Here is a 25,462-nt window from a genome sequence, read left to right as displayed (position 1 = left end):
AGGAGGGTTGCATATGCGCTCGTGGATCCAGGTCCCGGCGGACAAGGAGAAGGCCTTGGGCCAGGTTGCAAGCAGCGGCGCAGACGTCGTCGTCGTGGACCTGGCCCGCGCCGGAAATGCCGACGCGAAGCAGCACAGCCGCCTCGCAGCGCGCGACTGGCTCGTCTCGCACCGCGAGCAACTGGTTGCCGCCCGCCGCTTCGAACGCTGGGCGCGCGTAGGTCCTGTTTCGAGCCCGCAGTGGCGCGACGACCTCGATGCAGCGCTGGAGGGTGCACCTGATGGCATCGTTCTCGCCGGGTGTTCCGGCAGCGAGGATATCCAGCAATTCGCTGCCATGCTCTACGAAGGCGAAGCCAAGGCGGGCCTACGCAGCAATTCGATCCGCATCGTGCCCGAACTCGGCGGGACGCCGCTCGCAGCCCTGAACCTCGCTGCATTCGCGAACGAGCTCCATGCCCGCATCGTGGGCTATGGCTGGGACGCTGCGTCTCTCGCACGATCAATCGGAGCGCGCAGGATGCGCGGCCCCGGCGGGTTGTGGATCGATCCGCTCGCCCATGTGCGCGCACAAGTCCTGCTCGCCGCACACGCGCGAGGCCTGCAGGCGATCGAGGCCGGTTTCCGCGACCATCGCGATGCAGAGGGTGCGGAGCGTGCGATCAAGGCAGCCCGCGCGGACGGTTTCACGGGAATGGTTGCGGTGCACCCTTCACAGGTCGACGCGATCAACAGGAATTTCGCACCCTCGGCCGATGAAACCGCAGAAGCGCGCGAACTAATCGGGCTTTTCTCCCTCAATCCCGGAGCGGAGGTCATGCCGTTTCGCGGACGCTATGTCGGGCAGGCCGAACTCGCCCGTGCCAAGGCCCTGCTCGGAGAAGCTTAGGCCTCGTCGTCCGCCTCGGCGGCGGGTGCCTCCCCTGCAGGCTCTGCCGGTTCTGCAGCGGGCGCTTCCTCATCGCTTTGCTCTTCGGGCTGAGCCGGTGCGGAACCGGAAGAAGGCGTCGCACTCTCGTTGGATGATTGTTGCTGCAATGCCGGAGGCTGCGAGGTGCGCGTGGCAAGCGGAAGCATATCGTCGCTGATGGTGCCGCCCAGAACTTCGCCTTCCGCGGTCTGGCCTTCGTCTGAAGTTGCAACCTCGCTCGCCTCGTCCTGACAGGCCGCGAGCAGCACCGCGCCAGCAACAATGATCCCGATCCGCTTCATGGCAACGCACATTCCTTTCCCGACAGCGCGGCGAGGAAATCGCCGGCCCGCTGCCTGAGCGCTTCGTCGAACGCCTCTGGCGTAGTGGCATGGCCCAGCCGTCCCATGCTTGTCACGCCGAATTCGTCGATCCCGCACGGCACGATGCCCGTGAAATGCGAAAGGTCGGGATCGAGATTGACCGAAAAGCCGTGCATCGTGACCCACCGCCTGACCCGCACGCCGATGGCGCCGATCTTGGCTTCACGACCGTCCACGTCGCGGGTCCAGATGCCGATCCGCCCTTCGGAGCGCCAGCATTCGACACCCAGATCGCCCAACGTCGCGATGACCCAGCCTTCCACCGTATGGACGAAGCAGCGCACGTCGCGTCCGCGTTCCTTCAGGTCGAGCATGATGTAACCGATCCGCTGGCCGGGGCCGTGGTAGGTATAGCGTCCGCCGCGTCCCGCCTCGACCACTTCGAACCTCGGGTCGAGCAATTCCGCACCGTCGGCACTGGTACCGGCGGTGTAGACCGGCGGGTGCTCGAGCATCCAGACCAGCTCTGGCGCTTCACCCTCGGCAATCGCCCGGTTGCGGCTTTCCATCTGCTCGAGCGCTTCGCGATAGGGAACCCGCGCCTTTTCGGCACGCCATTCGACGCTATCGGTGAGCAAATCGTCCATCGTGATTGCGTGGCAATGCCCGCTGCGCTTATCAAGTGGGAAAGAGAGGGTAACGCGATGAAATTCGACTTCGACAAGGGCTGGAGCGAGGCACTTGCCATGATCCGCAGCAATTTCGGGCTGCTGGCGACAATCGCGGGTGTCCTGATCTTCCTGCCGTCCGCATTCGCCGCGATCCTGTTCCCCGATGCGAGCCTGCAGATCGCCGGCGGCAATTCGGCGCAGCCCGACATGGACCAGTTACAAGCGGCCATGCAGACACTGATCGCCGAATACTGGTGGCTGTTCCTCATCGTCTTCCTGCTCACCAGCCTTGCCCAATTGGCGATGTTCGCCTTCATGCGCCGCCGCGCGTCGCCAACGGTCGGGGAAGCTCTCGGCACGGCGGCCGGTCTGCTGCCAAGTTTTGTCGGCGCCTATATCCTGCAGATCCTGGCATTGACAGGGCCCTACGTATTGCTCGTGGCATTGCCGGCATTTGCCGGCCTCGCTCCGATCGCCGTGGTCGGAGCGCTCGTGATCATCCCGCTGGTTATCTACCTGATGATCAAGTTCTCGCTCACGACGGCGGTGATCGGCCTCGAAGGGGAGCGCAATCCCGTCGCTGCCCTGCGCCGGTCATGGAAACTGACGAAGGGCAATTCGTTTCGCCTGCTGGGCTTCTACCTGCTGCTGGCGGTTGCAGCCTTCATCCTGTTCCTGATCGCAGGCTGGGTCGTCGGCCTGGTCTTCTCGTTCGGTGGGCCGGAAACGGTCAGCTTCGGCACGGCTCTCTTCGCGGGCGTCGTCGATGCGCTATCGTCGGTATTCATGGTCAGCATCTTTTCCGCCATCCACGCCCAGCTGTCGCGTCTTTCGGTAGCGGACGACAGCCTCGAAGCTTAGTTCTTCGGTTCTTTCCAGCCCCAGAACAGCTGGCAGGGCAGCACGTTGAGCGCCTCGAACCCGCGCTCGATGCGCTCGAAATGGGGCGCCATGTAATCGCGCGCCTTGGCGGAGAACTGGTAGACCAGAAATGCGCCACCGGGACGGACGACGCGGTAGGTCGCCTCTGCAATCGCGGGGCCTACACCCGCAGGCAGGGTCGAAAACGGCAACCCCGACAGCACGTAGTCGGCGTGATCGTGTCCGTGCGCCTTGACGATCACTTCGACATCGGCGGCAGATCCGTGGACTGCGGTGAAGCGGCTGTCGACGAAGTGCTTGCGCAAATAGTCGATATAGAGCGGGTTGGTGTCGATCACGATCAGCGACCCGTCGCGCGGCAACCGGTCGAGCACGGCCTGGCAGAACGTCCCCACGCCCGGACCGTATTCGACGAAGAGCTTGCACTCGTCCCATTTCACCGGGCCAAGCATCTTATCGATGGTGAAACGCGAGGACGGGATGATCGAGCCGACCATCTTCGGATGCTCCACGAACCCCCTGAAGAAGACGCCCCACTGGCCGAAAAACCGCGAAGCTTTCTGTTTGAACGAACGCCTTTCGAGCGCTCCGACACTGTTTGGTCCGGTCAAGTCCGGCCCCTCCTCACATCGAAAAGACAAGCACTTGCTGTGGCAGGCGCGCTTGGCCATTGCAAGGGAGAGCGGCTCGGCGTAGCCCGCATGGCTTATGGCTGATGCCGATCTTTCCGACGCCGTGACGTCACCTGCCGGCAAGGCAAGAAAGCCCATCTCGCGCGAGCGGATGGCGCTTCTGTTTGCCGTCATGCTGACGACGGCTGCGGGCAACACTGCAATGCAGTCGGTCATGCCCTCGATCGGCACGGCGCTCGAGATCGACGACGTGTGGATCAGCCTTGCCTATAGCTGGTCGGCCCTCCTCTGGGTCGTGTGCGCGCCGTTCTGGGCGGATCGATCGGACCGCCGGGGTCGCAAGGCCATGATGGCGCTGGGCATGATCGGGTTCATCGTGTCGATGGCGCTTTGCGGGCTTGCCCTGTGGTTCGGCCTGATCGGCCTGTTGAGCGGGACCGCAGCCCTCATGGCCTTTGCCGCCGCTCGCAGCCTCTACGGCGGGTTCGGCAGCGCCGCGCCTCCGGCTGTGCAGGCTTACGTTGCCAGCCGCACGCCCCGCGCAGAGCGGACACAGGCGCTCTCGCTGATTGCGTCGAGCTTCGGGCTAGGTACGGTCATCGGCCCTGCCCTGGCCCCGCTGATGGTCTTGCCCTTCGTGGGCCTGACCGGGCCTTTCATCATCTTCGCGCTGATCGGTGTGATCACCCTCATGGCCCTCAGGCTGAGGCTGCCCAACGACGAGCCCCAGTTCCCGGCGAGGGGCAGCGCCTATGACGCCCCCTATGCAGGCGCTTCGCATTCGGCGGATCTCGAGGAGGACGAGGACGAAGAAGAGGTCGAGCCGCACAAATTGCGTTGGTTCGAACCGCGCCTGCGCCCGTGGGTGACCGTGGGCCTGCTTGGCGGACACGCCCAAGCGATGGTGCTCGGCATTGCGGGTTTCCTGGTGCTCGACCGGCTGGGCCTCAGGGATACGCCGGCGGAAGGCACCGGGCCGGTCGGCCTTGTCCTGATGGCCGGCGCTATCGCCACCCTGCTGGCGCAATGGGGCCTCATCCCGCGCCTCAACCTCGGCCCGCGCGGCGCAACGCTGTCGGGCATTGCGGTCGCAGGGTTCGGCGTGGCCATGCTGGGCGTTGCCGACGACATCCACTCGATCGCGCTCAGCTTTGCGATCGCCTCGCTCGGCTTCGGGCTGTTCCGGCCGGGATCGACCTCGGGCACATCGCTCGCCGTCACCCGCGCGGAGCAGGGCCAGGCGGGCGGCGTGACCGCATCGGTCGCCGGTGCCAGCTACATCTACGCGCCCGCGCTCGGCGTTTGGCTCTACGGCCATTCCGACTGGCTCGGCTTCGGCCTGATCGTCGCGCTGTGCGCGATCGTCTTTATCTACGGCTGGTTCAGCCTGCAGCGCGACAGCAAGCTGACGCGCGAGCGCATCTAGAGAATTTCGAGGACCTTGTCCTGCGGGCGGCAAAGGCGAACGCCCTTGTCCGTTTCCACCAGCGGCCGTTCGATCAGGATCGGCTCCGCCGCCATCGCTTCCAGCACCGCCTCGTCAGAAGCGTCCGGCAGGCCGCGCTCTTCGGCATCGGTGCCGCGCTTGCGCAGGCCTTCGGCAGGCGAGATGCCGGCGTCCTTGTAGAGCTGTGCAAGCTTGTCGGCGCTCGGCGGTGTCTTGAGATATTCGATCACCTCCACATCGACCCCGGACAGGTTCTCCAGGATCGCCAGCGTCTTGCGCGAAGTTCCGCATTTCGGGTTGTGCCAGATGGTCGCTTTCATGGGGGGTCTCCTGATCTGTTGGCGGTGCATCTAATCGTCTGTTGCGATCAGTGAAAGGCACGCTTGCGATTTTTTCATCACCAATTCCGCGATTAGCGGTTGCTAATGCGAATAGGTCGCAATAGCAGTGCCTCCAGAAATTGAGAATCACTCGCAAGAACAGAAAGCTTTGCATGAAACCGACCACCCTGGCCCTGCTTGCCGCGACCTCAGCACTCGCCACCCCGGCATTTGCAGCGGAAGAGGCGCAGCCCGAACGCGATTACCTGCCCACCGACATCGTCGTCACGGGCGATCGCGATGATGGCTATGACAATGACGACGGCTCAACGGCAACCAAGACGCCCACGCCGCTGATCGACGTCCCGCAGGCGGTTTCCTTCATCACCGAAGACCAGCTGGAAGACCAGTCGATCCGCCAGCTCAACGATGCGCTGCGCTATGTCCCGGGCATCAGCATGGAAACCGGCGAAGGCCACCGCGACGAAGTGTTCATCCGCGGCCAGGAAACCACTGCGGACTTCTACATCGACGGGCTGCGCGACGACGCGCAATATTACCGCTCGCTCTACAATATCGACCGCGTCGAGGTGCTTAAGGGCGCCAACGCGCTGATCTTCGGGCGCGGCGCGGGCGGCGGTGCGATCAACCGCGTGGCCAAGCGCGCGGAACTGGGCGAGGCCTTCACCAGCGGCGAAGCCTCCGTCGATACCTTCGGTGCGTTCGCCCTGCTGGCCGACGTGAACCAGGCCGTGTCGAACGACGTCGCGCTCCGCATCAACGCTACTTACGAGGAATTCGACAACGATCGCGACTTCTACAACGGTCGCTTTATCGGCGTATCGCCGACGGTCACCGCAGCCCTCGGCGCGGACACGACGCTGATCGCCAGCTACACCTACGACAATGACGAGCGCGTCACCGACCGCGGCGTGCCTTCGCTCGACAATCGTCCGTTGACCGGTTTCGACAGCACCTTCTTCGGCGATGCCGGGTTCAACCGCTCGGAAGTGGACGTGCATATCGGCCGCGTCCGCCTCGAACACGATTTCAACAGCGGCCTGACCGCCAATGCCACGGTCCAATTCGCCGATTACGACAAGGTCTATTCCAATATCGTCCCCTCGGGCACCGACGGCGAGACCGTAACGCTCGGCGGCTATCTGGATGCGCAGCAGCGCACCAACTGGATCGGCCAGGCGAACCTCGTCTGGGAAGCGGACTTCGGCGACAACCTGTCCTCCACCCTGCTCTTCGGCATGGAAGCGGGCCGCCAGGATTCGGCCAACCAGCGCCAGACGGTTTCCTTCACCCGTGCGGTGGATGCGAGCGATCCCGACGCGCTGCAGCCGAACGAGACGCCGCTGACCGAAGTGCTGTTCATTCCGCCGTTCCAGCTGAACCCGGTGTCCCGCTCGCGCGACAGTAATCTCGAAACGCTTTCCTTCTACATCCAGGAACAGCTCGAGATCGGCCAGTATCTCGAACTGGTGGCCGGTGTTCGCTGGGACCGCTTCGACCTTGAAACCGTGAACGTGCTCAATGGGCAGCCGGGCGACCGTGCCGACGAGAAGTTCAGCCCGCGCCTCGGCCTGATCGTGAAGCCGACGCCGGACCTGTCGCTCTATGCCTCCTATTCGGAAAGCTTCCTGCCCCAGGCCGGCGACCAGTTCTTTATCCTGTCCCAGGGAGATGCGCAGTTCGAGCCGGAGAAGTTCACCAATTACGAGCTTGGCGCAAAGTGGGCGCCGCTCGACAAGGTCCTGCTGAGCGCGGCGATCTTCCGTCTCGAGCGGACCAATATCCAGGCGCCCTCGCCCACCGATCCGACGCTCACCGTCCTTGCCGGCGAGAGCCGTATCGAAGGTTTCGAATTCAGCGCAGTCGGCGAGATTGCCGATTTCTGGAAGGCCAATCTCGGCTACACCTATCTCGACGGCGAATTGCTGAACGACAACGCTTTCGGCGATGCCGGCCAGCGCCTGCAGCAATTGCCCAAGCATTCGATCAGCGCTTGGAACCGCTTCGACGTGACCGAACAGCTTGGCTTCGGCTTCGGCGTAATCCACCAGTCGGACCAGTTTGCGAGCTTCTCCAACACGGTGGTCCTGCCCAGCTACTGGCGCGTCGATGCCGCTGCTTACTATACCGTCAGCGACAGGCTGAGCGTGCAGCTCAACATCGAGAACCTGTTCGACGAGGATTATTATCCGAGCGCGCACGGCAACAACAACATCCAGCCGGCTGATCCCTTCAGCGCACGCATCGGCGTCCGCTTCGAGATCTAGGGCACTGCCCGCAGAGAGAGCGACTTTCCTACACGCGCACTATCGCGCAGAGGGAAGGTCGCTCTTTCTCCTGGTCGATCAAGCGTTAGCGGAACGAGGTGTCACCCTGTCCCGGGACGGGGATACGCAGGATTTTTCGTTCTATTTCAATATTTTAAGACTAGCGGCCCAAAGGCGACACGGTGTCGCCTTTGTCACCTGTTTTCAGGCTCGGCCCGCCCGCTTTCTTCCGGTGGTGCGGCCAGCGCAGGCACTTCGCGCGCAGCGTCCTCGCTGCTGATGCCCGGCGCAGGTGCCGCGCTGATCCGTTCCTGCCTGCGCGCGACGCGCCCCGCTCGCTGGATGGCACTCACCAGTCGGGGATAGACGCCGCAGCGGCAAAGGTTGGGCACGGCAGCCTTGATGTCGGCTTCCGACGCGCCGGGATTACGGTTGATGAGGGCAGCCGCCGCCATGACGATGCCCGGCGTGCAGAACCCGCACTGGATTGCCTGTTGCGCCACCAGTGCCTGTTGCACGGGGTGCGAGCGGTCGCCGCTCAGCCCCTCGATCGTGGTAACGAAGCGTCCCTCCGCTTCGCCGATGGTGACGAGGCAGGACCGCAGCGGCTCGCCGTCGATATGGACCATGCACGATCCGCAATCGCCCGTGCCGCATCCGTATTTGGTGCCGGTGAGGTTGGCGGCATCACGCAAGGCCCACAGGAGGGGCGTATCGTCGTCCATCAGGAATTCGACCGGACGGTCGTTCACAGTCATGCGTGACATGGGTGGCGGGACCTATCGGGCGTATTGTTCGAGATAGCCGCAACGATTGCAGCGCCAGCTCTCAATAGCGAGCAGGCTCTTCTTGTCGACCTTGAGGCCCCACCATCTCTTCTCAGGGGCGCCCTTGTGCCAACCGGGCACGTGGTTTTCACCATGGCCGCGATCGACCGTGAACCCCTCTTCCATCCGCCCGTCGCACTTCGGGCAGGTTCTTCCTGCCGCCATCAGCTCTGCCAGCTGTCGTCGATCTTGGACACGCGGCGCTTCCATGCCTCGAAATCGAGGACGCCCGCACCGCCCTGGCTGGCCATGACGGCAAGGTCGCGCTGGTGAACGTCGACGACTTCCTGCGAGATCACGTTGGCCTCACCCTGCGAAAGGGTCGCGACCTGGATTTCGCAGGCACGCTGGAGCGCCCACATCTTCACGAACATCCCGGGGATGGTCTTGTCCATCACCACCGGGCCGTGGTTGCGCAGCATCAGGATCGAGTGGTTGCCGAGGTTCTCGACCAGGCGGTCACCCTCTTCAGCGCGCACGGTCACGCCCTCGAAGTCGTGATAGCCGATCTGGCCCTGGAAATTGCAGGCATAGAAATTGGTCGGAACCAGCCCGTCCTTGTGGCTGCACACCGCCATGGTGGCAGTCGTATGGACATGGCAGATCGCCGTGGCTTTCTCGCCGAGGTGTTTGTGAAAGTGGGCGTGCTGGGTGAAGCCCGCCTTGTTCACCATGTATTGCGACTGGCCGACATTGTTGCCCTCGACATCGATCTTGACGAGGTTCGAGGCGGTCACTTCATCGTAAAGCAGGCCGAAGGGATTGATGAGGAACGTGTCCTTCTCGCCCGGCACGGCGACGGAGATGTGGTTGTAGATGCTCTCGCCCCAACCGAGGTGGTCGAAGATGCGATAGCAGGCCGCCAGATCCTGCCGGACTTTCCATTCCGCTTCGCTGCATTCGAACTTGGGCTTCATCTGCGTTGCCATGGCGTGCTCTCCTTGGGTCTCTTATTGCAACCTCTATCGCATGGAGGGCACCTCGGGAGCAAGCTATGCTGCGCAATTGAGCGCTTCCCTTGCGCGCCCCGCCCCGCTAGCGCTGCCCGGTAATGAGCGAGACGGCCAAACTGACGCGCGGAAGCATTGCGGGCCACCTCGTCGGGCAGACGGCGCCGATGATCATCGGGGTGGCCGCGATCATGTCGGTCGGCCTGATCGATGCCTATTTCATCGGCAAGCTGGGATCGCAGGAACTCGCCGCGGTCAGCTTTATCTTCCCGATCACCATTGCGCTCTCCAGCCTCGGCGTAGGGGTGATGGTCGGGATCAATTCCGTGATCGCCCGCGCGCTGGGCGAAGGCGATGTCGAACGTGCGGAACGGCGCGCCAATTTCGGCGCGGTCTTCGCGCTTGTCGTGGGCGTGGTGATGGGGTTGGCGCTGTTCCTGCTGCTGGACCCGCTTTTCCGGCTGATGCAGGCGAGCGATGCGCTCCTGCCGCTGATCCGCGCCTACATGCAGCCCTATTCGCTGGGGCTGCCGGTGTTGCTGCTCCAGATGGGCCTCAACGGGGTGCTGCGCGGACAGGGTGAAGCGCGCAAGACGAGTTACGTTTCGATCACCTATTCGGTCGCGAACTGGATCCTCGACCCGATCCTGATCACCGGCGCCTTCGGATTTGCAGGCTTCGGCATAGCGGGGGCCGCCTACGCCTCGATCGCCGGGTTCGCGATCGCGATCCTGGTTGCGCTCTACCTGATCAAAAGCGCGCAACTGCATATCAATCCGGCTTCGATCCGGCGCTGCAATGTCGGGGAGAGCAGCCGCGCGATCATCAGCGTGGCTGGCCCCGCTGCCTTTTCCAATGCCATCAACCCGATCGGCCTTTCGGTCTTAACAGCCCTGCTCGCCAGCCAGGGCGAGGCCGCGGTTGCAGGCTTCGGTGCCGCAGGCAGGCTACAGAGCTTTGCCACCGTACCCCTGCTCGCCCTTTCGGGATCGATCGGCGCGATCGTCGGGCAGAACTGGGGTGCGCGGCAACCGGACCGCTCCCGCGCCGCTATGCTCTATTCCGCAGGTTTCTGTGTAGTGTACGGATTGGCGACGGCGATCCTGCTCTACTTCACGGGCGGCTGGTTTGCGCAATTCTTTACCGACGATCCTGCCGTGGTCGCCGAGTTTGAAAGCTATCTGGAAATCGCGGTCTGGGGCTATGCCGGCTTCGGCCTGCTGATCGTCGCCAACGGCGCGCTCAATGCAGTGGACCGTGCCGGGCTCGCCCTGACGCAGAGCGCAGCACGCGTCTTCCTCGTCATGCTGCCCTTCGGCTGGCTGCTGCGTTCCGCGCTTGGCGCCGAAGCCATCTACGGCGCGGAACTGGTCGCCAACATCGCTGGAGGCATCCTCGCATCGCTGATCGTCTGGCGTGTCCTGAGGAACGGCCCCGAGACTTGAGGGCAATCCCAACCAAACGTTAACCATCATCGTCCATAGCGTCTGCGGAATATCAGGGGATCCGTTGACGTCATGGATGAGTTGCTGGCCGAATTCATCGCTGAAACACGCGAAATGCTCGAGCAGAGCGGGACGGAACTCGTCGCGTGGGAAGCCGATCCGTCCGACAGGGCGCGCATCGATACGATCTTCCGTTTCGTGCATACCGTTAAGGGTAATTGCGGCTTTTTCGATTTTCCCCTGCTGGAAAAACTGAGTCACGCCGCCGAGGATGCCCTTGCCGAATGCAGGGCCGGCCGCCGTGAAGCCGACCCGGCGCTGGTCACCGCCGTGCTCGCCATCATCGACCGGATCGGCAACCTTGCAGACTTGATCGAGGCTGGCGAAGAGCTGATCGAGGACCAGAACGATGCGGCGCTTATTGCGGCTCTCGAGGCGGACGCCGCTATCGAGGTGCAGAGCGATGTCGCCCCCGTGGCGCAGGTTCCGGATGAAGATGACGGCGCGGCCCCAGTCGCTGCCAAGCGCAATGCGGTACAGCGTTCGATCCGCCTGCCGGTAGATTTGCTGGACGAAGTCATGAAGGGCGTTTCCGACATGGTGCTGGCGCGCAACGACCTTGCCCGCCGCCTGCGCGAAGCCGGTGAACAGCCGACGATCGATGGCCCTTTCGAGCGCCTCTCCGCCATCCTCGCCGATGTGCGCACGTCGATTACCCGGATGCGCATGCAGCGCCTCGAACACCTGTTTACCTCCCTCCCCCGCCTCGTCCGCGACCTGTCCAGCGAGCTCGGCAAGCAAGTCATGGTGGATTTCGAGGGCGGCGAGGTCGAGCTCGACCGCGAGATGATCGAGATGATCCGCGATCCGCTCACCCACATCATCCGTAACGCTATCGACCACGGCGTGGAAACACCGGTGGAGCGACTGAAAAAGGGCAAGCGCGAAATCGGCCTGCTTCGTTTCGCAGCTTGCCAATCGGGCAACCAGATAAGCCTGATCATCACCGATGATGGCGGCGGGATCGACACCGGGCGCCTGAGCCAGAAAGCCGTGGCAGCAGGGATATTTTCCCAGGCCGAGATCGACAGCATGTCGGAGGCACAGAAGCACCAGCTCATCTTCGAGCCGGGCCTTTCCACTGCCGATGAGGTCAGCGCCGTATCGGGACGCGGCGTCGGCATGGATGTCGTCCGCGCGAACCTGGAGCGCGTGGGTGGGTCCATCACGGTTTCGAGCAAGCCTGGCGAAGGCACGAGCTTCCACCTCCACCTGCCCCTGACACTTTCGATCATCGCGACGCTGACGGTTTCCAGCGGCGGTCAGAATTACGCGATCCCGCGCAACTACATCGAAGAGATCGTTTTCGGCAGCGCAAACAGCGTTGAATTCGCGCAGGCCGGTGCCCGCCGGCTGATTACCTTCCGCGGCCGCCGCGTGCCCTGCCTCTCGCTCGCCGATGTGCTCGGCACGGAAGACAATGAGCGCTGCGAATGGGAGACCAAGACCCTCGTGCTCGTTCGCCTTGCCAGCGACGACGTCTTCGCTCTCGCCGTCGACCGCGTACACGACCACGAGGACGTGGTGGTAAAGCCGATCGCTCCGGCGATCATGCAGACCAAGCTCTATGCCGGCACGACGCTTCTCGACGACGGCACACCCATGATGCTGATCGACTTGCCTAGCATTGCGCAAATGCGCGGACTGGTCGGCGAAATGCGCTCCAAGCCTGCCTTGGTGGAAGAAACCTCCGACAAGCAAGTCAAGACGGCCGTTCCACTCATGCTGTTTGCCGGACTCGATGGCCGCCGCCGCGCGGTCAGGCTCGAGCTGGTACGCCGGATCGATACCGTATCGAGCGAGGCCTTCGACATCGACGGCACCCGCGCACAAGCGGTCATCAATGGACGGATCCTGCCGCTCGCCGGTCTTGAGCATGGATCGCTGCCCGAAGGGCGCTGCCGCCTGCTTCGCCTGAGCGATGGCGAAAGCGAAGTCGTCTATGCCGTCTCAGAAGTGCTCGATGCGGCGGAGATGACCGGAGACCTGGTCGTCTCGGGCGACGATCCGACGATCGAGGGCGTCACCTTGATCGAGGGCAAGCCTGTCCCGCTCATCGATGGTCACACGCTGTTTTTCCATCACGCGACACCCAGGCCCATGACCCATCCGCTCACCTGCCGGATCCCGCGTGACAACGACTGGGCTCGCACCATTCTCGAACCCCTGGTCGAAGCGGCGGGATACCGGATTGCCGCCGAGGGCGATGATGAAGCGGACCTCGCCATCCACATGGCCGGGGATAGCGTCGACGCCGGGCAGGCACGCGAAACCATCCGCCTGCGCCCCGATCCCGAAGATGCAGGCGACGGGTCGATCTATCGCTACGACCGCGAAGGCCTGCTGGCGGAACTCAAGCGTGTGCGCACCGGGAGGGCAGCATGAACGACCTGTTATTGATGTGCACCATCGCGGGGCGCAACGCGGCGATCCCGGCATTGCGCGTGCAGACCGTGCTGGAAATAGATTCCATCACCCCGATCCCCGGCACGCCCGATTTCATTTGCGGGCTGACCCCCTTGCGCAGCCAGGCACTGACAGTGGTCGACTGCGCGCTGGCGCTGGGTTTCGACGAGCCATGCTCCTCTCCCGACCGCCGCGCTGCCGTGGTCGAGATCGACGGGCATCTTTACGCGCTGCTGGTCGATTCCGCGCAAGACGTATCCCAGGCCGAAAGCGATCTGGTCGCAATTCCGGGTGGGCTCGGCGACGGCTGGCAGCGTGCCGGCCTCGGCATGGTGGAGACCGAGAACGGTCCGGTCGTGCTGGTCGATATCGAAAAGATCATCGCGGGACCTCCCGCGCTCGCCGCTTAAGCGATTGGTTACCGACTGTGTTTATGATGCAGCTCGAAACTCAAGGGACGTAAACATGAAAAGCTGCCTTATCGTCGACGATTCACGGGTGATCCGGAAGGTTTCGCGCCATATTCTGGAGTCGCTGGAATTCTCCGTGGAAGAAGCCGAGAACGGCAAGGAAGGCCTCGACAAATGTGCCGAAAGCATGCCCGATGTCATCCTGCTCGACTGGAACATGCCCGTGATGACCGGCATCGAATTCATCACCCAGCTGCGTCAGCGCGAGGGTGGTGACAAGCCGAAAGTCGTCTTCTGCACCACGGAAAACGATGTCGCTCACATTCGCGAAGCGATCAGCGCCGGCGCCGACGAATACGTCATGAAGCCGTTCGATCACGAAACACTGCAGATCAAGCTTCAGCTTGTCGGCATGGCCTGATCGGGAGCAGCACCAATGGTCGCCGCTTTGCGCCAGAGTACCGTCGAAAAACCTGCCGTCGAGGTCGATGACAAGCGCGTGAAAATCATGCTCGTCGACGATTCGCTGACCGTGCGAACCGTATTCTCGCGCATGCTTGCCAAGGAAGCGGACTTCAACGTCGTCGCTACCGCGAGCACTGCCGAGCGGGGGCTGGACGAACTCCGCTCCCAAGCGGTCGACGTCGTCATGCTCGACCTGGAGATGCCGGGTATGGGCGGCCTCGAAGCGTTGCCCAAGATGCTCGAGATTTCGCCTTCCACCAAGGTGCTGGTAATCTCCTCCCTCACGGCCGAGGGTGCCGAACACACGGTCGAGGCGCTTCGCATGGGCGCTGCGGATACCATGCTGAAACCGCGCCCCGGCGGCTTTGACGACGATTACCGCGACCAGTTGATGGACAAGATCCGGGCCCTCAAGGGCTTGTCCCCGGACGCTGCGAAACGCGCACGCCAGAAGCCGGTATCCCGCCGCGCAGGCAAGCAGCCGCAGGTCATCGCCATCGGCGCTTCGACCGGAGGGATCCACGCCCTCAACCTGTTCCTGCGCAAGCTTCCCAAGGATTTCGCATTGCCGGTGCTGATCACGCAGCACCTGCCGAGCAGCTTCATCCCGGTATTCGCCCGGCAAATGGAGGTCGCATCCGGACGCGAAGCGATCCTTGCCGACGAAGGTGTGCAGATCGAACGGAACAAGCTGATCATCGCGCCTGGCCACGGACACATGGTCGTGCGCCGCAAGGGCACACGGTATGAAACCGGCCTCGCCTATCATCCGGTCAAGAGCGGTTGCACCCCGTCGGTCGATCCGATGTTCGAAAGTCTTGCCGAAGCATACGACGGCGAAGTGACGGGTGTGCTGCTGTCCGGCATGGGCCGCGACGGAACCGAAGGGGCGGAGATCATCGTGAAAGCTGGCGGCTCGATCTATGCGCAGGATGCGCAGAGCTGTGCCGTATGGGGCATGCCGCGCGCCGTCACGGAAATGGGCCTCGCTACTGCCTGCCTCCCGCCCGAGGAACTCGCACAATCGATCCTCGACAGGGCAGGAGCGCAAGCATGGCGATAGACGATGCCTCCCATCGCATCATCGCCGACCTTCTTGCCTCCCGGACCGGGCAGCAACTGACCGAGAACCGCCGCTGGCGCGTATCCACTGCCCTTTCCGGCCTGTTCCGCGAGATCGGAATCGAGAATGTCGACCAGCTCGCCTGCATGCTCGAGCGACCGGGAGAGTACCGGCTCGCGACGCGGGTCGTCGAAGCGCTGTTGAACAACGAAACCTACTTCTTTCGCGATCACGTCTACTTCAACACCCTGGCGAACACGGTACTGCCTGAACTGGCGGAAAAGCGCGCTTCGAGCCGCAAGCTGACGATCTGGTCGGCAGGCTGTTCGACCGGCCAGGAAGTCCTGAGCCTCGCCATGCTCTTCGCCGAGCAGGCAGGCCGGTGGCAGGACTGGACGATCGAAATCGTCGGCACGGACATTTCGGGCAAAGCCATCGAGCAGGCGCAAAGCGGCGTCTACTCGCAGTTCGAAATCCAGCGCGGCATTTCCGTCGCCCAGATGCTCAACTTTTTCAGCGAAGCGCAGGGCGGCTGGAAGGTCTGCGACAAGATCAAGGCGATGACCCGCTTCGAGCGCCAGAACATTCTCGATTTCCCGCCCAAGCCGGGGAAATTCGACTTGGTTCTGTGTCGCAACGTCCTGCTGTATTTCGCTCCGGAAACGCGCAGGTCGGCCTTTGACAAGCTGGCCAGCGGGCTGACCTCGGACGGGTTCCTGATGTTGGGCGCGGGAGAGACCGTAGTCGGCCAAACGGATCGGTTCGAACCTTCGGGCCATGGCTCTGCCCTTTACACGCCGAAAATGGGGCAGGCGACGACGCGCAGGTCGATCGAAAGCATCTTGCGCCCTGCCGCTGCCACGGGCTGAAAACCCGCCCGGGCAATCAGGTGGCCTAGCAGGGTAAACACCTGTTTTACCGTTCCTTAGGCATTGCGCTCTAAGTCTCGTGGACTTGATTTGAAGATGACGCTTATTCAGGGGGCGAACCGCGTGGCAAAGCTGAGTGACAAGACCAGTCACCGCACGCAATTCTTGCTGTTCGCACCGATGGTGGTGCTCGCTGGGATCGTGTGCGCAACCGCCGTCGGAGCGACGATGGCGATGTACAATTCGCTTGAAGTCATCCCCCTGGTCTTCCTCGCCGGTACCGCCGCCTATACGGTCGCAACGGCAGTCTTCGGGCTTATGGGCGCGCGCCACATGAAAAACCTCGAGACGCTCAGCAATACGGACAGCCTGACGCTCCTGCCCAATCGACGCGCCTTGCACCTCGGCATCCAGCGCGAGATCCGTAACGAGCAGGAAGTCGCCCTGGCGATGATCGATCTCGACGGATTCAAGCTGCTCAACGATCATTACGGCCACTTCGTCGGCGATGCCGCGATCAAGGAAGTGGGACGCATCCTCGAAGAGATTTGCGACGGCAATGCGCAGGTTCATCGTCTCGGCGGCGATGAGTATGCGATCATGATGTCGGGCAATCTCGCGGGCACGCTGCTCGAAGGCATCTGCCGCCGTATCATCGAGCGCCTCGCCAAGCCGGTAGCTGTCGAAGAGCGGCGCCTGACGCTTGGCGCCAGCATCGGCCTTGTCCGCCGCATCCCGCGCGACAGCCTCACTTCCAGCGAACTGCTGCGCCGCGCCGACGTTGCCATGTATGCGTCCAAACGCGGCGGTAGAATGCGCTGCACCTGGTTCTCCGAAGCATTCGACCAGAGCCGCGAACAGCTCAAGGAACTGGACGACGAGCTGCGTTTCGCACTCGCCAACGAAGAATTCCGGCTCAACTACCAGCCGCTGGTGGACAGCCAGACGCGCAAGGTCGTTGCGGTAGAATGCCTGATGCGCTGGGAGCGTCCGGACGGCAAACGTGTCGGTCCGAACATCTTCATTCCGGTCGCCGAAGAATCGGGCCTCATCAATCCGATCGGCCTGTGGGTGCTTCGCAAGGCTTGCCAGGATGCCCTGGCCTGGGACGACATCACCCTGTCGGTCAACATTTCGGCTGCGCAGCTGCGCAACCCCGAATTCCCGATCCAGCTCGGCCATATCCTTGAAGAAACCGGCTTCGATCCGGAGCGCCTGGAGCTCGAGATTACCGAGACTTGCCTCGTGCTCGACCCGATCGTGGCGGAACGCAGCCTGGCCGTCATCCGCGGCTTCGGCGTGCGCGTCGCGCTCGACGATTTCGGCACCGGCTATGCCTCGATCGGTTTCCTGCGCCAGTTCCGCTTCGAAAAGCTCAAGCTGGATCGCAGCCTTGTCGTCCAGGCAGGCGAAGATGATGCCAGCCGGGCCATGATGTTGTCGAGCATCACGGTCGCCCGCGCCATGCAGATGGGCGTCACTGCCGAAGGCGTGGAGACCCAAGAACAGGCCGACATGGTGCGCGCTGCAGGTTGCGACCAGATTCAGGGCTGGCTCTATTTTAAGGCCATGCCTGCCGAAGAAATCGAGCAGCACCTCGATCGGCCGATTGCGATCGCGCCCGCTCCCGCAATCGAGGGCGGCAAGGCCAACGCAGCCTGACCAGGCTTAACGCGCGGTTGTTAAAGAAAGACCGGCGGGACCAAATCCGCGTTTACCATATCTAAAGCCTGTCTGGTTACCACGAGATGTTCCGCAGAGGGGTAACCATGAACGCCATCAGCAATTTCGACAAAGATCTGTCCGACGAGATCGCGAGTGTCAGCCTTTCGAACGAGGCGCCGGAAGTGGAAGAATACCGCTACTGGCTGGCGCGGTGGTTCAATTCCCAAACTCTCGCCAACAAGATGAAACTCGCCGTGCTTGCACCCATGATCGGCACTTTCCTGATCTCGGTGTTCGCCTATGTCGGCTTTAGCAGCGATGCCGCACAGCCCTTCATGAGCGGTTTGATCATCCTCGCCGCGGTTATCTGCCTCGTGCTGGGTTATCTTGCGACCCGTCGCATGATCCTCGACACGATCCGTCCTCTGAAGGCAGTCGCCACCGGAATGAAGGCCCTCGCCAAGGGCGATCGCGATATCTCCATCACCGGCACAATACGCCAGGACGAAATCGGCGATCTTGCCCGTGCCCTCGAAATCTTCCTGAAGTCGGGTCACAAGCTCGACGAACTGTTTGCAGGCCGCAAGGAGGCCGCCGAACGCCGCAAGCGCGACATCGCGAAGCTGGCGGGATCGTTCGAGCACGAAATCGGCGAAGTCGTCTCGGGAGTTGCGGCTGCGTCCAGCCAGCTTCATCGTACCGCCGAAGAAATGGCCGCTACCGCCGAACTGGCCGCGATCAAGGCGTCGGAAGTCAGCGGCGCCATGGAGCAGGCATCCAGCGGTGTCACTGCTGCCGCTGCCGCTTCGGACGAATTTGCCATGTCGATCGGTGAAATCAGCCGCCAGGCGGCGCATTCTGCCGAATTGGCGCGCAAGGCTGCCGATGATGCAGGCGACGCCGACCAGACGATCTCCGCCCTCGCCTCGTCGGCCGAACAGGTCGGCCAGATCGTGGAACTGATCCAGTCCATCGCCAAACGCACAAACCTGCTCGCGCTCAATGCTTCGATCGAGGCCGCGCGTGGCGGTGAAGCGGGCCGCGGCTTCGCCGTGGTTGCAAGCGAGGTCAAGGAACTGGCCACCCAGACCAGCCGCGCGACCGAAGAAGTCGCCGAGCAGATCCGCACCATGCAGAATTCCACCGGAGCCAGCGTGAATGCGCTGCGTTCGATCGGCGACCAGATCAAGCAGCTGGAGACGACAGCCATCTCGATCGCGAGTGCGGTCGACCAGCAATCGGTGGCCGGTCAGGACCTTGCGCGCAGCATCGACCTCGCCGCTCGCGGTACGGACGATGTCGCGACCCACATCGGCACGATGCGCGACACGAATCTGGCGACCGGTGCTTCGGCAAGCCAGGTGCTCGCCTCGGCCAACGATCTGGAAGGTCAGGCCTCGACCCTGCGCAGCCGCGTCGACAGTTTCCTCGTCAACGTACGCGCGGGCTGAGGATATGTCGCGGGGCTACTCCCGCGACTGTCATCACTCCCACCAATAAGGCATGCGCTTGGCGCTGCCGGTTTCGACCTCGTTCATGGTGCGCGCGTCGAAGAGGCGGCCGCCCAGCATGACCTGGTCGATATTGTCCGAATTGCGGATGTCGGTGGCGGGATCGTCGGTCAGGACCACCAGATCGGCGAGCTTGCCGACCTCGAGGCTGCCGACGTCGCGCTCCATGCCGAGGGACCGAGCGGGCTCGATCGTGCCGGCACGCAGGGCCTCCACGGGGCTCATGCCGCCGCGTGCGAAGCTCCACAATTCCCAGTGCGCGGCAATGCCTGGCTGCTGGCCATGGGCACCGATGCTGACCTTCACGCCCCGCTGCGCCAGCTTCCGGGCTTCGCGCGCCGAATTGTCATCGACGAAAGCCCATTCCGGAGCCTTCGTCCGCCGCGCGGTGCTGGCAAGCAGCAGCTTGGGCGGCGTGTGGACCAGAAGGGGATTGTCGTAGACGTCGGTAGCCTGGCGCCAATAGGGATCCCCGGCGAGACCGCCGTAAGTGACCGTGAGCGTGGGCGTGTAGTTCGTGTCCGACTGCGCGAACATCTGCAACACGTCCTCGTACATCACGTCGAGCGGGATATTATGCTCCAGCGTGGAGTTGCCGTCTGCGATCAGGTTCATGTCCATGCCGAACAGCGAACCGCCTTCAGCCACGACCAGCATGTTCTCCGCGCGTGCAGCGGCGGCAACCTGCTGGCGCTGTTCGCGGCGGGGCTGGTTGTAGTTCTTTACCGACATCCCGCCCTGCGCCTTGATCCGGCGGACATGGGCCAGTGCATCCTCATAGCTGTCGACGCGCGCATAAACGCTGGGCGCCTTGGCTCCGTAGATGATCTCGCCGGTCGAAAAGATGCGCGGGGCAAGCAGCGTTCCGGCCTGCTGGCGTTCTGCCGCAGCAAAGATCATGCTGGCCGACGACGAGGGATCGTGGATCGTAGTCGTCCCCAGGGCCAGGTTCTGGACGAGCGACCAGTTCTGCTGGGGAATGAGATCGCCCGTCCCCTGCGGCCCGTGCGCATGGGCATCGACAAGCCCGGGAATGATGGTCTTGCCGCTAGCGTCTACACGCACGGCTCCATTCGGCACGCTGACCTGCGATGCAGGACCAATCGCGGCAATACGGTCGCCGTCGATGAGGATTGTCGCGTTCTCGATAGTTCCGGCTCCATCGCCGGCCATGGTGTGCACGCGCGCTCCGGTGATGGCCACCAGGCCGCTCGACTTGTCGGCCGCGATTGTGCGCGCCATCGACGTACCGGTGTCCGGCGGCGAGAACTTGGGCGCGTCTTCGGCTTGCGGCGCGCCCGGTGTCAGCGCCGATGTGCTGGCCCTATAGAGCGTCGGCCCCATCGACCAGTGCAGGGTCGAGCCGTTCTCGGTCCAGCCGATGTAATCCGCCCCGCCCGTGCTAACCTTGGTGACGGGAAGCGAACTGGCCTTTTCGCCAACTGTCACAGCCTGCCCGCCGGGAAGTAGCGGCATGGCGAAGACTTCATAGTTCTGCCTGAAAGCCACGTAATCGCCGCGCGGACTTACGCGGAAATCATTGGCCAGCTCGCCCTGCGCGTGAACGCGCCGGGCTTCGCCATCGATATCGCTGGAGATCAGCTGCAATTTGCCGTCCGCGCTGGCGAGCATGAAGAGACGGTCGTCGTCGTCACCGAACTGCGGCGTCGAACCATTGCGGGTAACCAGTCGCGCATCGCCGCCAGTGGCAGCGACCACATAGACCCCCTCGTTCTCGGAGAAGTCGGGCGAGGTAAGATACCCGCCGCCGCGTTTCTCGAAGGCGATCGTTCGTCCGTCCGGAGAGAATTGCGGCACCGCGTAATGTCCGCGCTGGCGGGTCACGGTGCGCTCGCCGCGACCACGGGAATCCACGGTGACGATCTGGCCAAGGCCTTCATCGCTCCAGCGCACGAAAGCGATGCGCGAACCGTCGCGCGACCACGTCGGCCATAGTTCCAGCGTATCTTCATTGCCGGACGTCAGGCGCTGCGGGGCGGCGTTGCCACCCACCGGTTTGGTGTAGAGCTTGCCAAGGCTTTCGAAGACGATCGTCCGCCCGTCGGGCGAGACGGTGGCGAAACGCGGGATCTTGGCGGTGAAGGTGTCGGGTGCAACCTCGATGACGGGGTGCGGCGCGTCGGCCACGGCGCGCGTATCGTCGATGCGGAACGGAATATCGCTCGCCCCCGAACCGTCGGCAGCGACGCGCCAAAGCTTGCCGCCCGCCCAGGTCACGATGGACGCGCTGTCGGGCGTCCAGTCCATCATCGGATAGACGCCGTAGACCGCCCAGGTTTCCTGCATGTCGAGATCGAGCTTGCCGTACACCATCCGCTCGCGGCCGCTGGCGATGTCCTTGACCCACAGCTGGGACTGGTCCTTGTCGCGGCGCACGAAAGCGATGCTCTTGCCATCGGGTGAAGGCGTCGGACGCACCGATCCGCCGAACCCGCCGACTGCGGTCGTCACTTCGCCCGTATCGATGTCGTACCGTTCGACATTGAAGATGCCCTGCGTGCTGTCCTGTGCGTATTCGAAGATCGGTCCGCGCGTGACATTGCGGGTGTAGTAGATCGCATTACCGTCAGGCGCGTAGATCGGTTCGCCCAGCTCTTTTTGAAGCGCCTCGCTGGCCCGCTTCACCAGCTGGACGCCGCCACCGCCCGAGACGTGGTAGAGCCAGATTTCGCCTGTGCCCAAGCTGCGCTGCGTGGTGAAATGCTTCTTCGCCACGATGTAACGCCCGTCGGGTGACCAGCTTGGCTGGTTGATCAGGCGGAAGTCTTCTTTCGTGACCTGCCGTTTGTCCGAACCGTCGCGGTTCATGATCCAGATGTTGTCGCCGCCTCCGCGGTCGGACGTGAAGGCAATGCGGGCGCCGTCGGGAGAGAAGCGAGGTTGGACTTCCCATGCGAGGCCTTCCGCGATGCGGGTCGGAGTACCGCCGGTGATCGGCATCGTATAGATATCGCCAAGCAGCGCGAATGCGAGTGTCCGCCCATCGGGCGAAACGTCGACATCGATCCACGTACCCTCGTCGGTGCGAATGGGCACTTCCTTCAGCACGGTGCCTGCAGGCGCCATGACATCCCACTTTTCGGTGCTGGCTTCCTGACCCGCAATCGGCACCGTCGCCGGCGCTGCATCCACAACCTCTCCGCTACCGTCCGGCGGCAATGCGTCCTGCGAGGCATCAACCTCCTGCTCCTCGACCGGATTGGGGCTCGGCTCGGGGTCCTGCGCATGGGCGGCAGTCGCACAAAGGACCAGCGCGAGGGTGGAGGCAATACTCGATTTCATGACGGTCTCTCTCCCGGAAATACGGGAGCGGCTTAGACCGGGGGCGAGGCGCTTTGCAAACGGACGTTCGACGAACGACCTGAAATCAGGAAACGCTCGATCGTTCGACGAGCTTGACCGGCACGCGCCTAACGCCTTGCTCTCCCTCGCCTGCCAGCGCGGTTTCGACGAGCAATCTGCCCGCCTCTGCAAAATCCGGCTCGACCGTGGTCAGTGGCGGATTGCTGAATTCACCGGATCCGAGACCGTCGAAGCCGACCACACCGACATCGACGGGCACGTTGAGATCGCGCAAGGCCAGCTCCTCCAGCGCGCCAAGTGCCATGGCGTCACACGCGAAAAACAGGCCGTCGAAATTCGTACCGCTCTCGGTCAGGCGGATAATCGCATTGCGTCCTTGGGAAACGCGGTCCGACCCGACCGAGACGAATGCCGGTCGCGCCTCGAGCCCCGCCGCTTTCATACCGGCCTGGTATCCTTCGAAGCGTTCGCGGAATTGCTTTTGCGAAGAATTAGGATCGCCGACGAAGACTATGTCCTTCGCACCTCCCTTGACCAGCCGTTCGACGGCGAGGCACCCGCCGGCCATATTGTCCGACCGGACCCACACTGCATCATCGAAGGGAGAGCCCCAGAACGCGATGGAAGAGCTTTCGTCCGCCACGCTGCGGAAATAGTCCCATGCCGGACCGTTGGTGGCCGTGCCGATCACGACCACGCCATCGGCCTGGCGCCGGGCGACATAGTGACCGAAGAACTCGTCTTGCTGCGCCTGAAACGACACCAGCGCCTCGTACCCGCGCTCGGCAGCCGCAGCACAGGTGCTTCCCAGCAGGCTGTAATAAAACGGATTGATCGCCGCGGGACCCTGACCCTCGCGACCGATCACCACGATGGCGATGCTGCCGGTTTCGCCCTTGCGTAGGCCGGCAGCACGCATGTTGACGTGATAGCCCAGTTCCGCGGCTGCCTGTTCCACCCTGCGGCGCGTCGCTTCGGTAATCGTTTCCGAACCCGACAGGGCCCGGCTGACCGTCGACTGGCTTACACCGGCTTTCTCCGCGACATCGATCGACGTCACACGGTGCGGCTTGTTTGTCGTCATACCTCTCGTTCGCTCCCTCGGCGCCCCTCTATAGCTAGTGGAAAGACGCGTCGAGTAAAGCCGCCCTGCCCTTGCACCATTTCCTGCCTCGTGGGATGAATAGTCCGGTATCCGGAAGGAGCCGAATGGAAAAAAGGCGCGAGGATCGACATTTTGTACGCGTTGCCGGTGCCTATCGGGAGCGTCAGGGGGGCTCTCGCGATGTCTGGATCAAGGATGTCTCGGAGACCGGCTGCCGGTTCTTCGACAAGTTTTCAGTGCTCAAGGTTGGCACGGAGGTATCGCTCAAACTTGGCAATATCGGCCCCCTGCACGCCCATATCCGGTGGCGCGAGGGCAGCCTCGTGGGCGCCGAGTTCGACCAGCCGCTTCATGAGGCCGTGCTCGGCCATATCGTCGCTTTCATGTCCCAGGACGAGGACTGAGCAACACCTTCCCCCTGCGGTTTTGCAGCGCGACCTAGCCGCGCGCAGAGGCCGCATCATGACTGGCGATCTATCGTGAAGGCGCGGCAACGCATCTTGCGAGGGGCCGCCGCGAACTTCGGCTCGCTCGCCACACGGATCGCAGCACAGTTCCTCACGCTGCCGATCCTTTTTGCGAGCTGGGAGGCAGAGCGCGTGGGCGCCTGGCTGCTGCTGTTTGCACTGCCCGCCTATTTCGGTTTCGTCTCGGCAGGCTTTTCCGGTGCGGGCGGCACGGCGGCAGTGGCAGCGCATGAGAAAGGGGACGCGGCACTGGCCAGGGCCCACTTCCGGTCATCATGGATCATGGCCTCGGCGGCCACCCTCCTTTTGGCAGCGCTCTTCCCCCTTGCGGTAGCGCAAGCGGAAGAGGCCGTCGCCGCTCTACGGTCAGTGCCGCCGGACACGCTGAAGCAAACACTGTTCGCTCTTGCGATCTATATCGTGGCCACCAGCCAGGTCGCTGCGCTCGAAATACCCTTTCGCGCGGTCGGTCGCTATGCCGACCACATCGCACTGAATTCCGCCAGTATCCTGGCCGAGATCGTGGTCATCGCACTATCGGTCAGCCTGTCCGACGACATCGCAACCCTAGCGACGGCACTGGCAGCAACGCGTATTACCGCTGCCATCTGGATCGCGGCACAGGCGCGCAGGACGGCGCCCGCAATGTTCCATGGTCCGTCGAGCACGCTTGGGAGTTCGACGAGATCGCTGATGCTCCCTTCACTTGCCCTGATGCTGCTGCCCCTCGTGCACGGCCTCAACCTGCAGGGCTATGTGATGGTGATCGGCATATCGTCCGGCGCGATCCTCCTGGCCGGTTTTGTCGCCACCCGCACACTGACCCGGCTGCTCGATCTGTTCACCAGCTTCAGCTTTTCCATGCAGTTTTATGAAAGCACGCACCTCGATCCGGAAGACCTGGAAACGAGGAGACGCCTGCTGGCGGTCATGACCGTTCTGGCGGCGTGTATTGCGGTTGCTTTCTCTGCCGCCCTGCTTGTCTTCGGCGATCTGGCGCAGCGCATCTTCACCCGCGCGCAGGCGCCATTCGACCCGGAGGTTGCCTCGGTCCTCCTCCTTGCCGCCGGGCTGCGCGCACTGGCCGCAGCTCCCTTTGCAATGATAGCAGCAGCCAATCGTCACAGCACGACGGTTGCGTGGTACTTCATCGCCTCGCTGGCAGGCCTGATCCTGGCTGCGAGCCTCGCCGACCGGGGCTTTTCCCTGCCACTGGTCCTGGCGCCGATCGTATTGGCCGAACTGTTTCACCTCGTCCCTGCGTTCAGGGGGGCGTTGCGGATGTCCAACCTTGGCGTGGGCGAATTTATCGCAAGTCTGTTCTCGCGCGACAGGATTGGCGATGTCGCCTGGGCCTTGAGGGAATTGCGGAGAAGTCGCTGAGCGCCTTGCCGGGCAGCGCGCTCGGGGCCTACCCTGCCC

The 25,462-nt window shown here is 63.2% G+C and carries 23 protein-coding genes; 14 read left to right on the top strand and 9 right to left on the bottom strand.

Annotation, left to right across the window (positions count from 1 at the left end):
* The first annotated feature begins 13 nt into the window (after nucleotides 1-13).
* Nucleotides 14-889 carry an HpcH/HpaI aldolase/citrate lyase family protein gene (locus LCM24_RS08845; protein ID WP_224803695.1) on the top strand — a complete coding sequence of 292 codons (876 nt, stop codon included), beginning with the start codon at nucleotides 14-16 and terminating at the stop codon, nucleotides 887-889.
* Here the strand turns inward: LCM24_RS08845 and LCM24_RS08840 are convergent.
* Together LCM24_RS08840 and lipB are read right to left on the bottom strand one after the other, a co-directional pair.
* The gene (locus LCM24_RS08840) at nucleotides 886-1,212 is read right to left on the bottom strand and encodes a hypothetical protein (RefSeq protein WP_224803694.1); all 327 of its coding nucleotides are present in this window, start codon (nucleotides 1,210-1,212) and stop codon (nucleotides 886-888) included. The two genes, LCM24_RS08845 and LCM24_RS08840, sit on opposite strands and share 4 nt — an antisense overlap.
* Nucleotides 1,209-1,880 carry a lipoyl(octanoyl) transferase LipB gene (gene lipB, locus LCM24_RS08835; RefSeq protein WP_224803693.1) on the bottom strand — a complete coding sequence of 224 codons (672 nt, stop codon included), beginning with the start codon at nucleotides 1,878-1,880 and terminating at the stop codon, nucleotides 1,209-1,211. The genes LCM24_RS08840 and lipB overlap by 4 nt, the downstream gene beginning before the upstream one ends.
* 57 nt (nucleotides 1,881-1,937) lie before the next feature.
* Here lipB and LCM24_RS08830 point away from each other — a divergent pair, with 57 nt between their 5' ends.
* The gene (locus tag LCM24_RS08830) at nucleotides 1,938-2,765 is read left to right on the top strand and encodes a glycerophosphoryl diester phosphodiesterase membrane domain-containing protein (RefSeq protein WP_224803692.1); all 828 of its coding nucleotides are present in this window, start codon (nucleotides 1,938-1,940) and stop codon (nucleotides 2,763-2,765) included.
* On the opposite strand, the gene LCM24_RS08825 is transcribed toward LCM24_RS08830, so the two are convergent.
* Complete coding sequence (locus tag LCM24_RS08825; RefSeq protein WP_224803691.1) at nucleotides 2,762-3,397, bottom strand: class I SAM-dependent methyltransferase; 636 nt, start codon at nucleotides 3,395-3,397, stop codon at nucleotides 2,762-2,764. The genes LCM24_RS08830 and LCM24_RS08825 overlap by 4 nt on opposite strands.
* A 97-nt stretch (nucleotides 3,398-3,494) precedes the next feature.
* On the opposite strand from LCM24_RS08825, the gene LCM24_RS08820 reads away from it, so the two are divergent.
* The gene (locus tag LCM24_RS08820) at nucleotides 3,495-4,844 is read left to right on the top strand and encodes an MFS transporter (protein WP_224803690.1); all 1,350 of its coding nucleotides are present in this window, start codon (nucleotides 3,495-3,497) and stop codon (nucleotides 4,842-4,844) included.
* Here the strand turns inward: LCM24_RS08820 and arsC are convergent.
* Nucleotides 4,841-5,185, bottom strand: a complete 345-nt coding sequence (gene arsC, locus LCM24_RS08815; protein WP_090478008.1) for an arsenate reductase (glutaredoxin) — start codon at nucleotides 5,183-5,185, stop codon at nucleotides 4,841-4,843. The two genes, LCM24_RS08820 and arsC, sit on opposite strands and share 4 nt — an antisense overlap.
* A 173-nt stretch (nucleotides 5,186-5,358) precedes the next feature.
* Between arsC and LCM24_RS08810 the strand changes: the two genes are divergently transcribed.
* Nucleotides 5,359-7,473, top strand: coding sequence for a TonB-dependent receptor (locus LCM24_RS08810; protein ID WP_224803689.1), 2,115 nt, complete (start codon nucleotides 5,359-5,361; stop codon nucleotides 7,471-7,473).
* Between the two features lie 194 nt (nucleotides 7,474-7,667).
* On the opposite strand, the gene LCM24_RS08805 is transcribed toward LCM24_RS08810, so the two are convergent.
* From LCM24_RS08805 to LCM24_RS08795, 3 genes are read right to left on the bottom strand one after another with little or no spacing between them, the layout of a single operon-like run.
* The gene (locus LCM24_RS08805) at nucleotides 7,668-8,240 is read right to left on the bottom strand and encodes a (2Fe-2S)-binding protein (protein WP_224803688.1); all 573 of its coding nucleotides are present in this window, start codon (nucleotides 8,238-8,240) and stop codon (nucleotides 7,668-7,670) included.
* A gap of 12 nt (nucleotides 8,241-8,252) precedes the next feature.
* Nucleotides 8,253-8,465 (bottom strand): hypothetical protein, encoded by a 213-nt coding sequence (locus tag LCM24_RS08800; protein ID WP_224803687.1) that lies wholly within the window; start codon nucleotides 8,463-8,465, stop codon nucleotides 8,253-8,255.
* Nucleotides 8,465-9,229 (bottom strand): class II aldolase/adducin family protein, encoded by a 765-nt coding sequence (locus LCM24_RS08795; RefSeq protein ID WP_160594268.1) that lies wholly within the window; start codon nucleotides 9,227-9,229, stop codon nucleotides 8,465-8,467. The genes LCM24_RS08800 and LCM24_RS08795 overlap by 1 nt, the downstream gene beginning before the upstream one ends.
* Before the next feature lie 122 nt (nucleotides 9,230-9,351).
* Between LCM24_RS08795 and LCM24_RS08790 the strand changes: the two genes are divergently transcribed.
* The 8 genes from LCM24_RS08790 to LCM24_RS08755 all read left to right on the top strand — a co-directional run bounded on the left by LCM24_RS08790 (nucleotide 9,352) and on the right by LCM24_RS08755 (nucleotide 19,084).
* Nucleotides 9,352-10,695, top strand: a complete 1,344-nt coding sequence (locus LCM24_RS08790) for an MATE family efflux transporter (protein WP_224803686.1) — start codon at nucleotides 9,352-9,354, stop codon at nucleotides 10,693-10,695.
* 72 nt (nucleotides 10,696-10,767) lie between these two features.
* Nucleotides 10,768-13,140, top strand: coding sequence for a chemotaxis protein CheA (locus LCM24_RS08785; RefSeq protein ID WP_224803685.1), 2,373 nt, complete (start codon nucleotides 10,768-10,770; stop codon nucleotides 13,138-13,140).
* Nucleotides 13,137-13,571, top strand: a complete 435-nt coding sequence (locus LCM24_RS08780; RefSeq protein WP_090477987.1) for a chemotaxis protein CheW — start codon at nucleotides 13,137-13,139, stop codon at nucleotides 13,569-13,571. Before LCM24_RS08785 ends, LCM24_RS08780 begins: the two co-directional genes overlap by 4 nt.
* 55 nt (nucleotides 13,572-13,626) lie before the next feature.
* On the top strand, nucleotides 13,627-13,992 hold the full coding sequence (locus LCM24_RS08775) for a response regulator (RefSeq protein ID WP_090477983.1): 366 nt from the start codon (nucleotides 13,627-13,629) through the stop codon (nucleotides 13,990-13,992).
* A 15-nt stretch (nucleotides 13,993-14,007) separates the two neighbouring features.
* Nucleotides 14,008-15,099, top strand: coding sequence for a chemotaxis-specific protein-glutamate methyltransferase CheB (gene cheB / locus LCM24_RS08770; protein WP_224803684.1), 1,092 nt, complete (start codon nucleotides 14,008-14,010; stop codon nucleotides 15,097-15,099).
* Nucleotides 15,090-15,968, top strand: a complete 879-nt coding sequence (locus LCM24_RS08765) for a CheR family methyltransferase (RefSeq protein ID WP_224803683.1) — start codon at nucleotides 15,090-15,092, stop codon at nucleotides 15,966-15,968. The genes cheB and LCM24_RS08765 overlap by 10 nt, the downstream gene beginning before the upstream one ends.
* Nucleotides 15,969-16,064: 96 nt before the next feature.
* Nucleotides 16,065-17,630: a putative bifunctional diguanylate cyclase/phosphodiesterase gene (locus LCM24_RS08760; RefSeq protein ID WP_224803682.1), complete on the top strand. Its 1,566-nt coding sequence runs from the start codon at nucleotides 16,065-16,067 to the stop codon at nucleotides 17,628-17,630.
* 107 nt (nucleotides 17,631-17,737) lie between these two features.
* Nucleotides 17,738-19,084: a methyl-accepting chemotaxis protein gene (locus tag LCM24_RS08755; RefSeq protein WP_224803681.1), complete on the top strand. Its 1,347-nt coding sequence runs from the start codon at nucleotides 17,738-17,740 to the stop codon at nucleotides 19,082-19,084.
* A 33-nt stretch (nucleotides 19,085-19,117) separates the two neighbouring features.
* Here LCM24_RS08755 and LCM24_RS08750 read toward each other — a convergent pair whose 3' ends face one another.
* Nucleotides 19,118-22,447 carry an amidohydrolase family protein gene (locus tag LCM24_RS08750; RefSeq protein WP_224803680.1) on the bottom strand — a complete coding sequence of 1,110 codons (3,330 nt, stop codon included), beginning with the start codon at nucleotides 22,445-22,447 and terminating at the stop codon, nucleotides 19,118-19,120.
* A gap of 85 nt (nucleotides 22,448-22,532) precedes the next feature.
* Entirely contained in the window at nucleotides 22,533-23,552 is a 1,020-nt protein-coding gene (locus LCM24_RS08745) for a LacI family DNA-binding transcriptional regulator (protein ID WP_224803679.1), read from the bottom strand.
* A 125-nt stretch (nucleotides 23,553-23,677) separates the two neighbouring features.
* On the opposite strand from LCM24_RS08745, the gene LCM24_RS08740 reads away from it, so the two are divergent.
* Nucleotides 23,678-23,977 carry a PilZ domain-containing protein gene (locus LCM24_RS08740; protein ID WP_224803678.1) on the top strand — a complete coding sequence of 100 codons (300 nt, stop codon included), beginning with the start codon at nucleotides 23,678-23,680 and terminating at the stop codon, nucleotides 23,975-23,977.
* Between the two features lie 96 nt (nucleotides 23,978-24,073).
* Nucleotides 24,074-25,423 (top strand): hypothetical protein, encoded by a 1,350-nt coding sequence (locus LCM24_RS08735; RefSeq protein WP_224803677.1) that lies wholly within the window; start codon nucleotides 24,074-24,076, stop codon nucleotides 25,421-25,423.
* The last annotated feature ends 39 nt before the right edge of the window (nucleotides 25,424-25,462 follow it).

Origin of the sequence: Qipengyuania aquimaris (genome assembly GCF_020171965.1) — a bacterium.
In the GTDB taxonomy this organism is placed as follows: Bacteria; Pseudomonadota; Alphaproteobacteria; order Sphingomonadales; family Sphingomonadaceae; genus Qipengyuania; species Qipengyuania aquimaris_A.
Note: the sequence above shows the minus strand (reverse complement) of the source record. Positions and strands in the feature narration are given on the sequence as shown.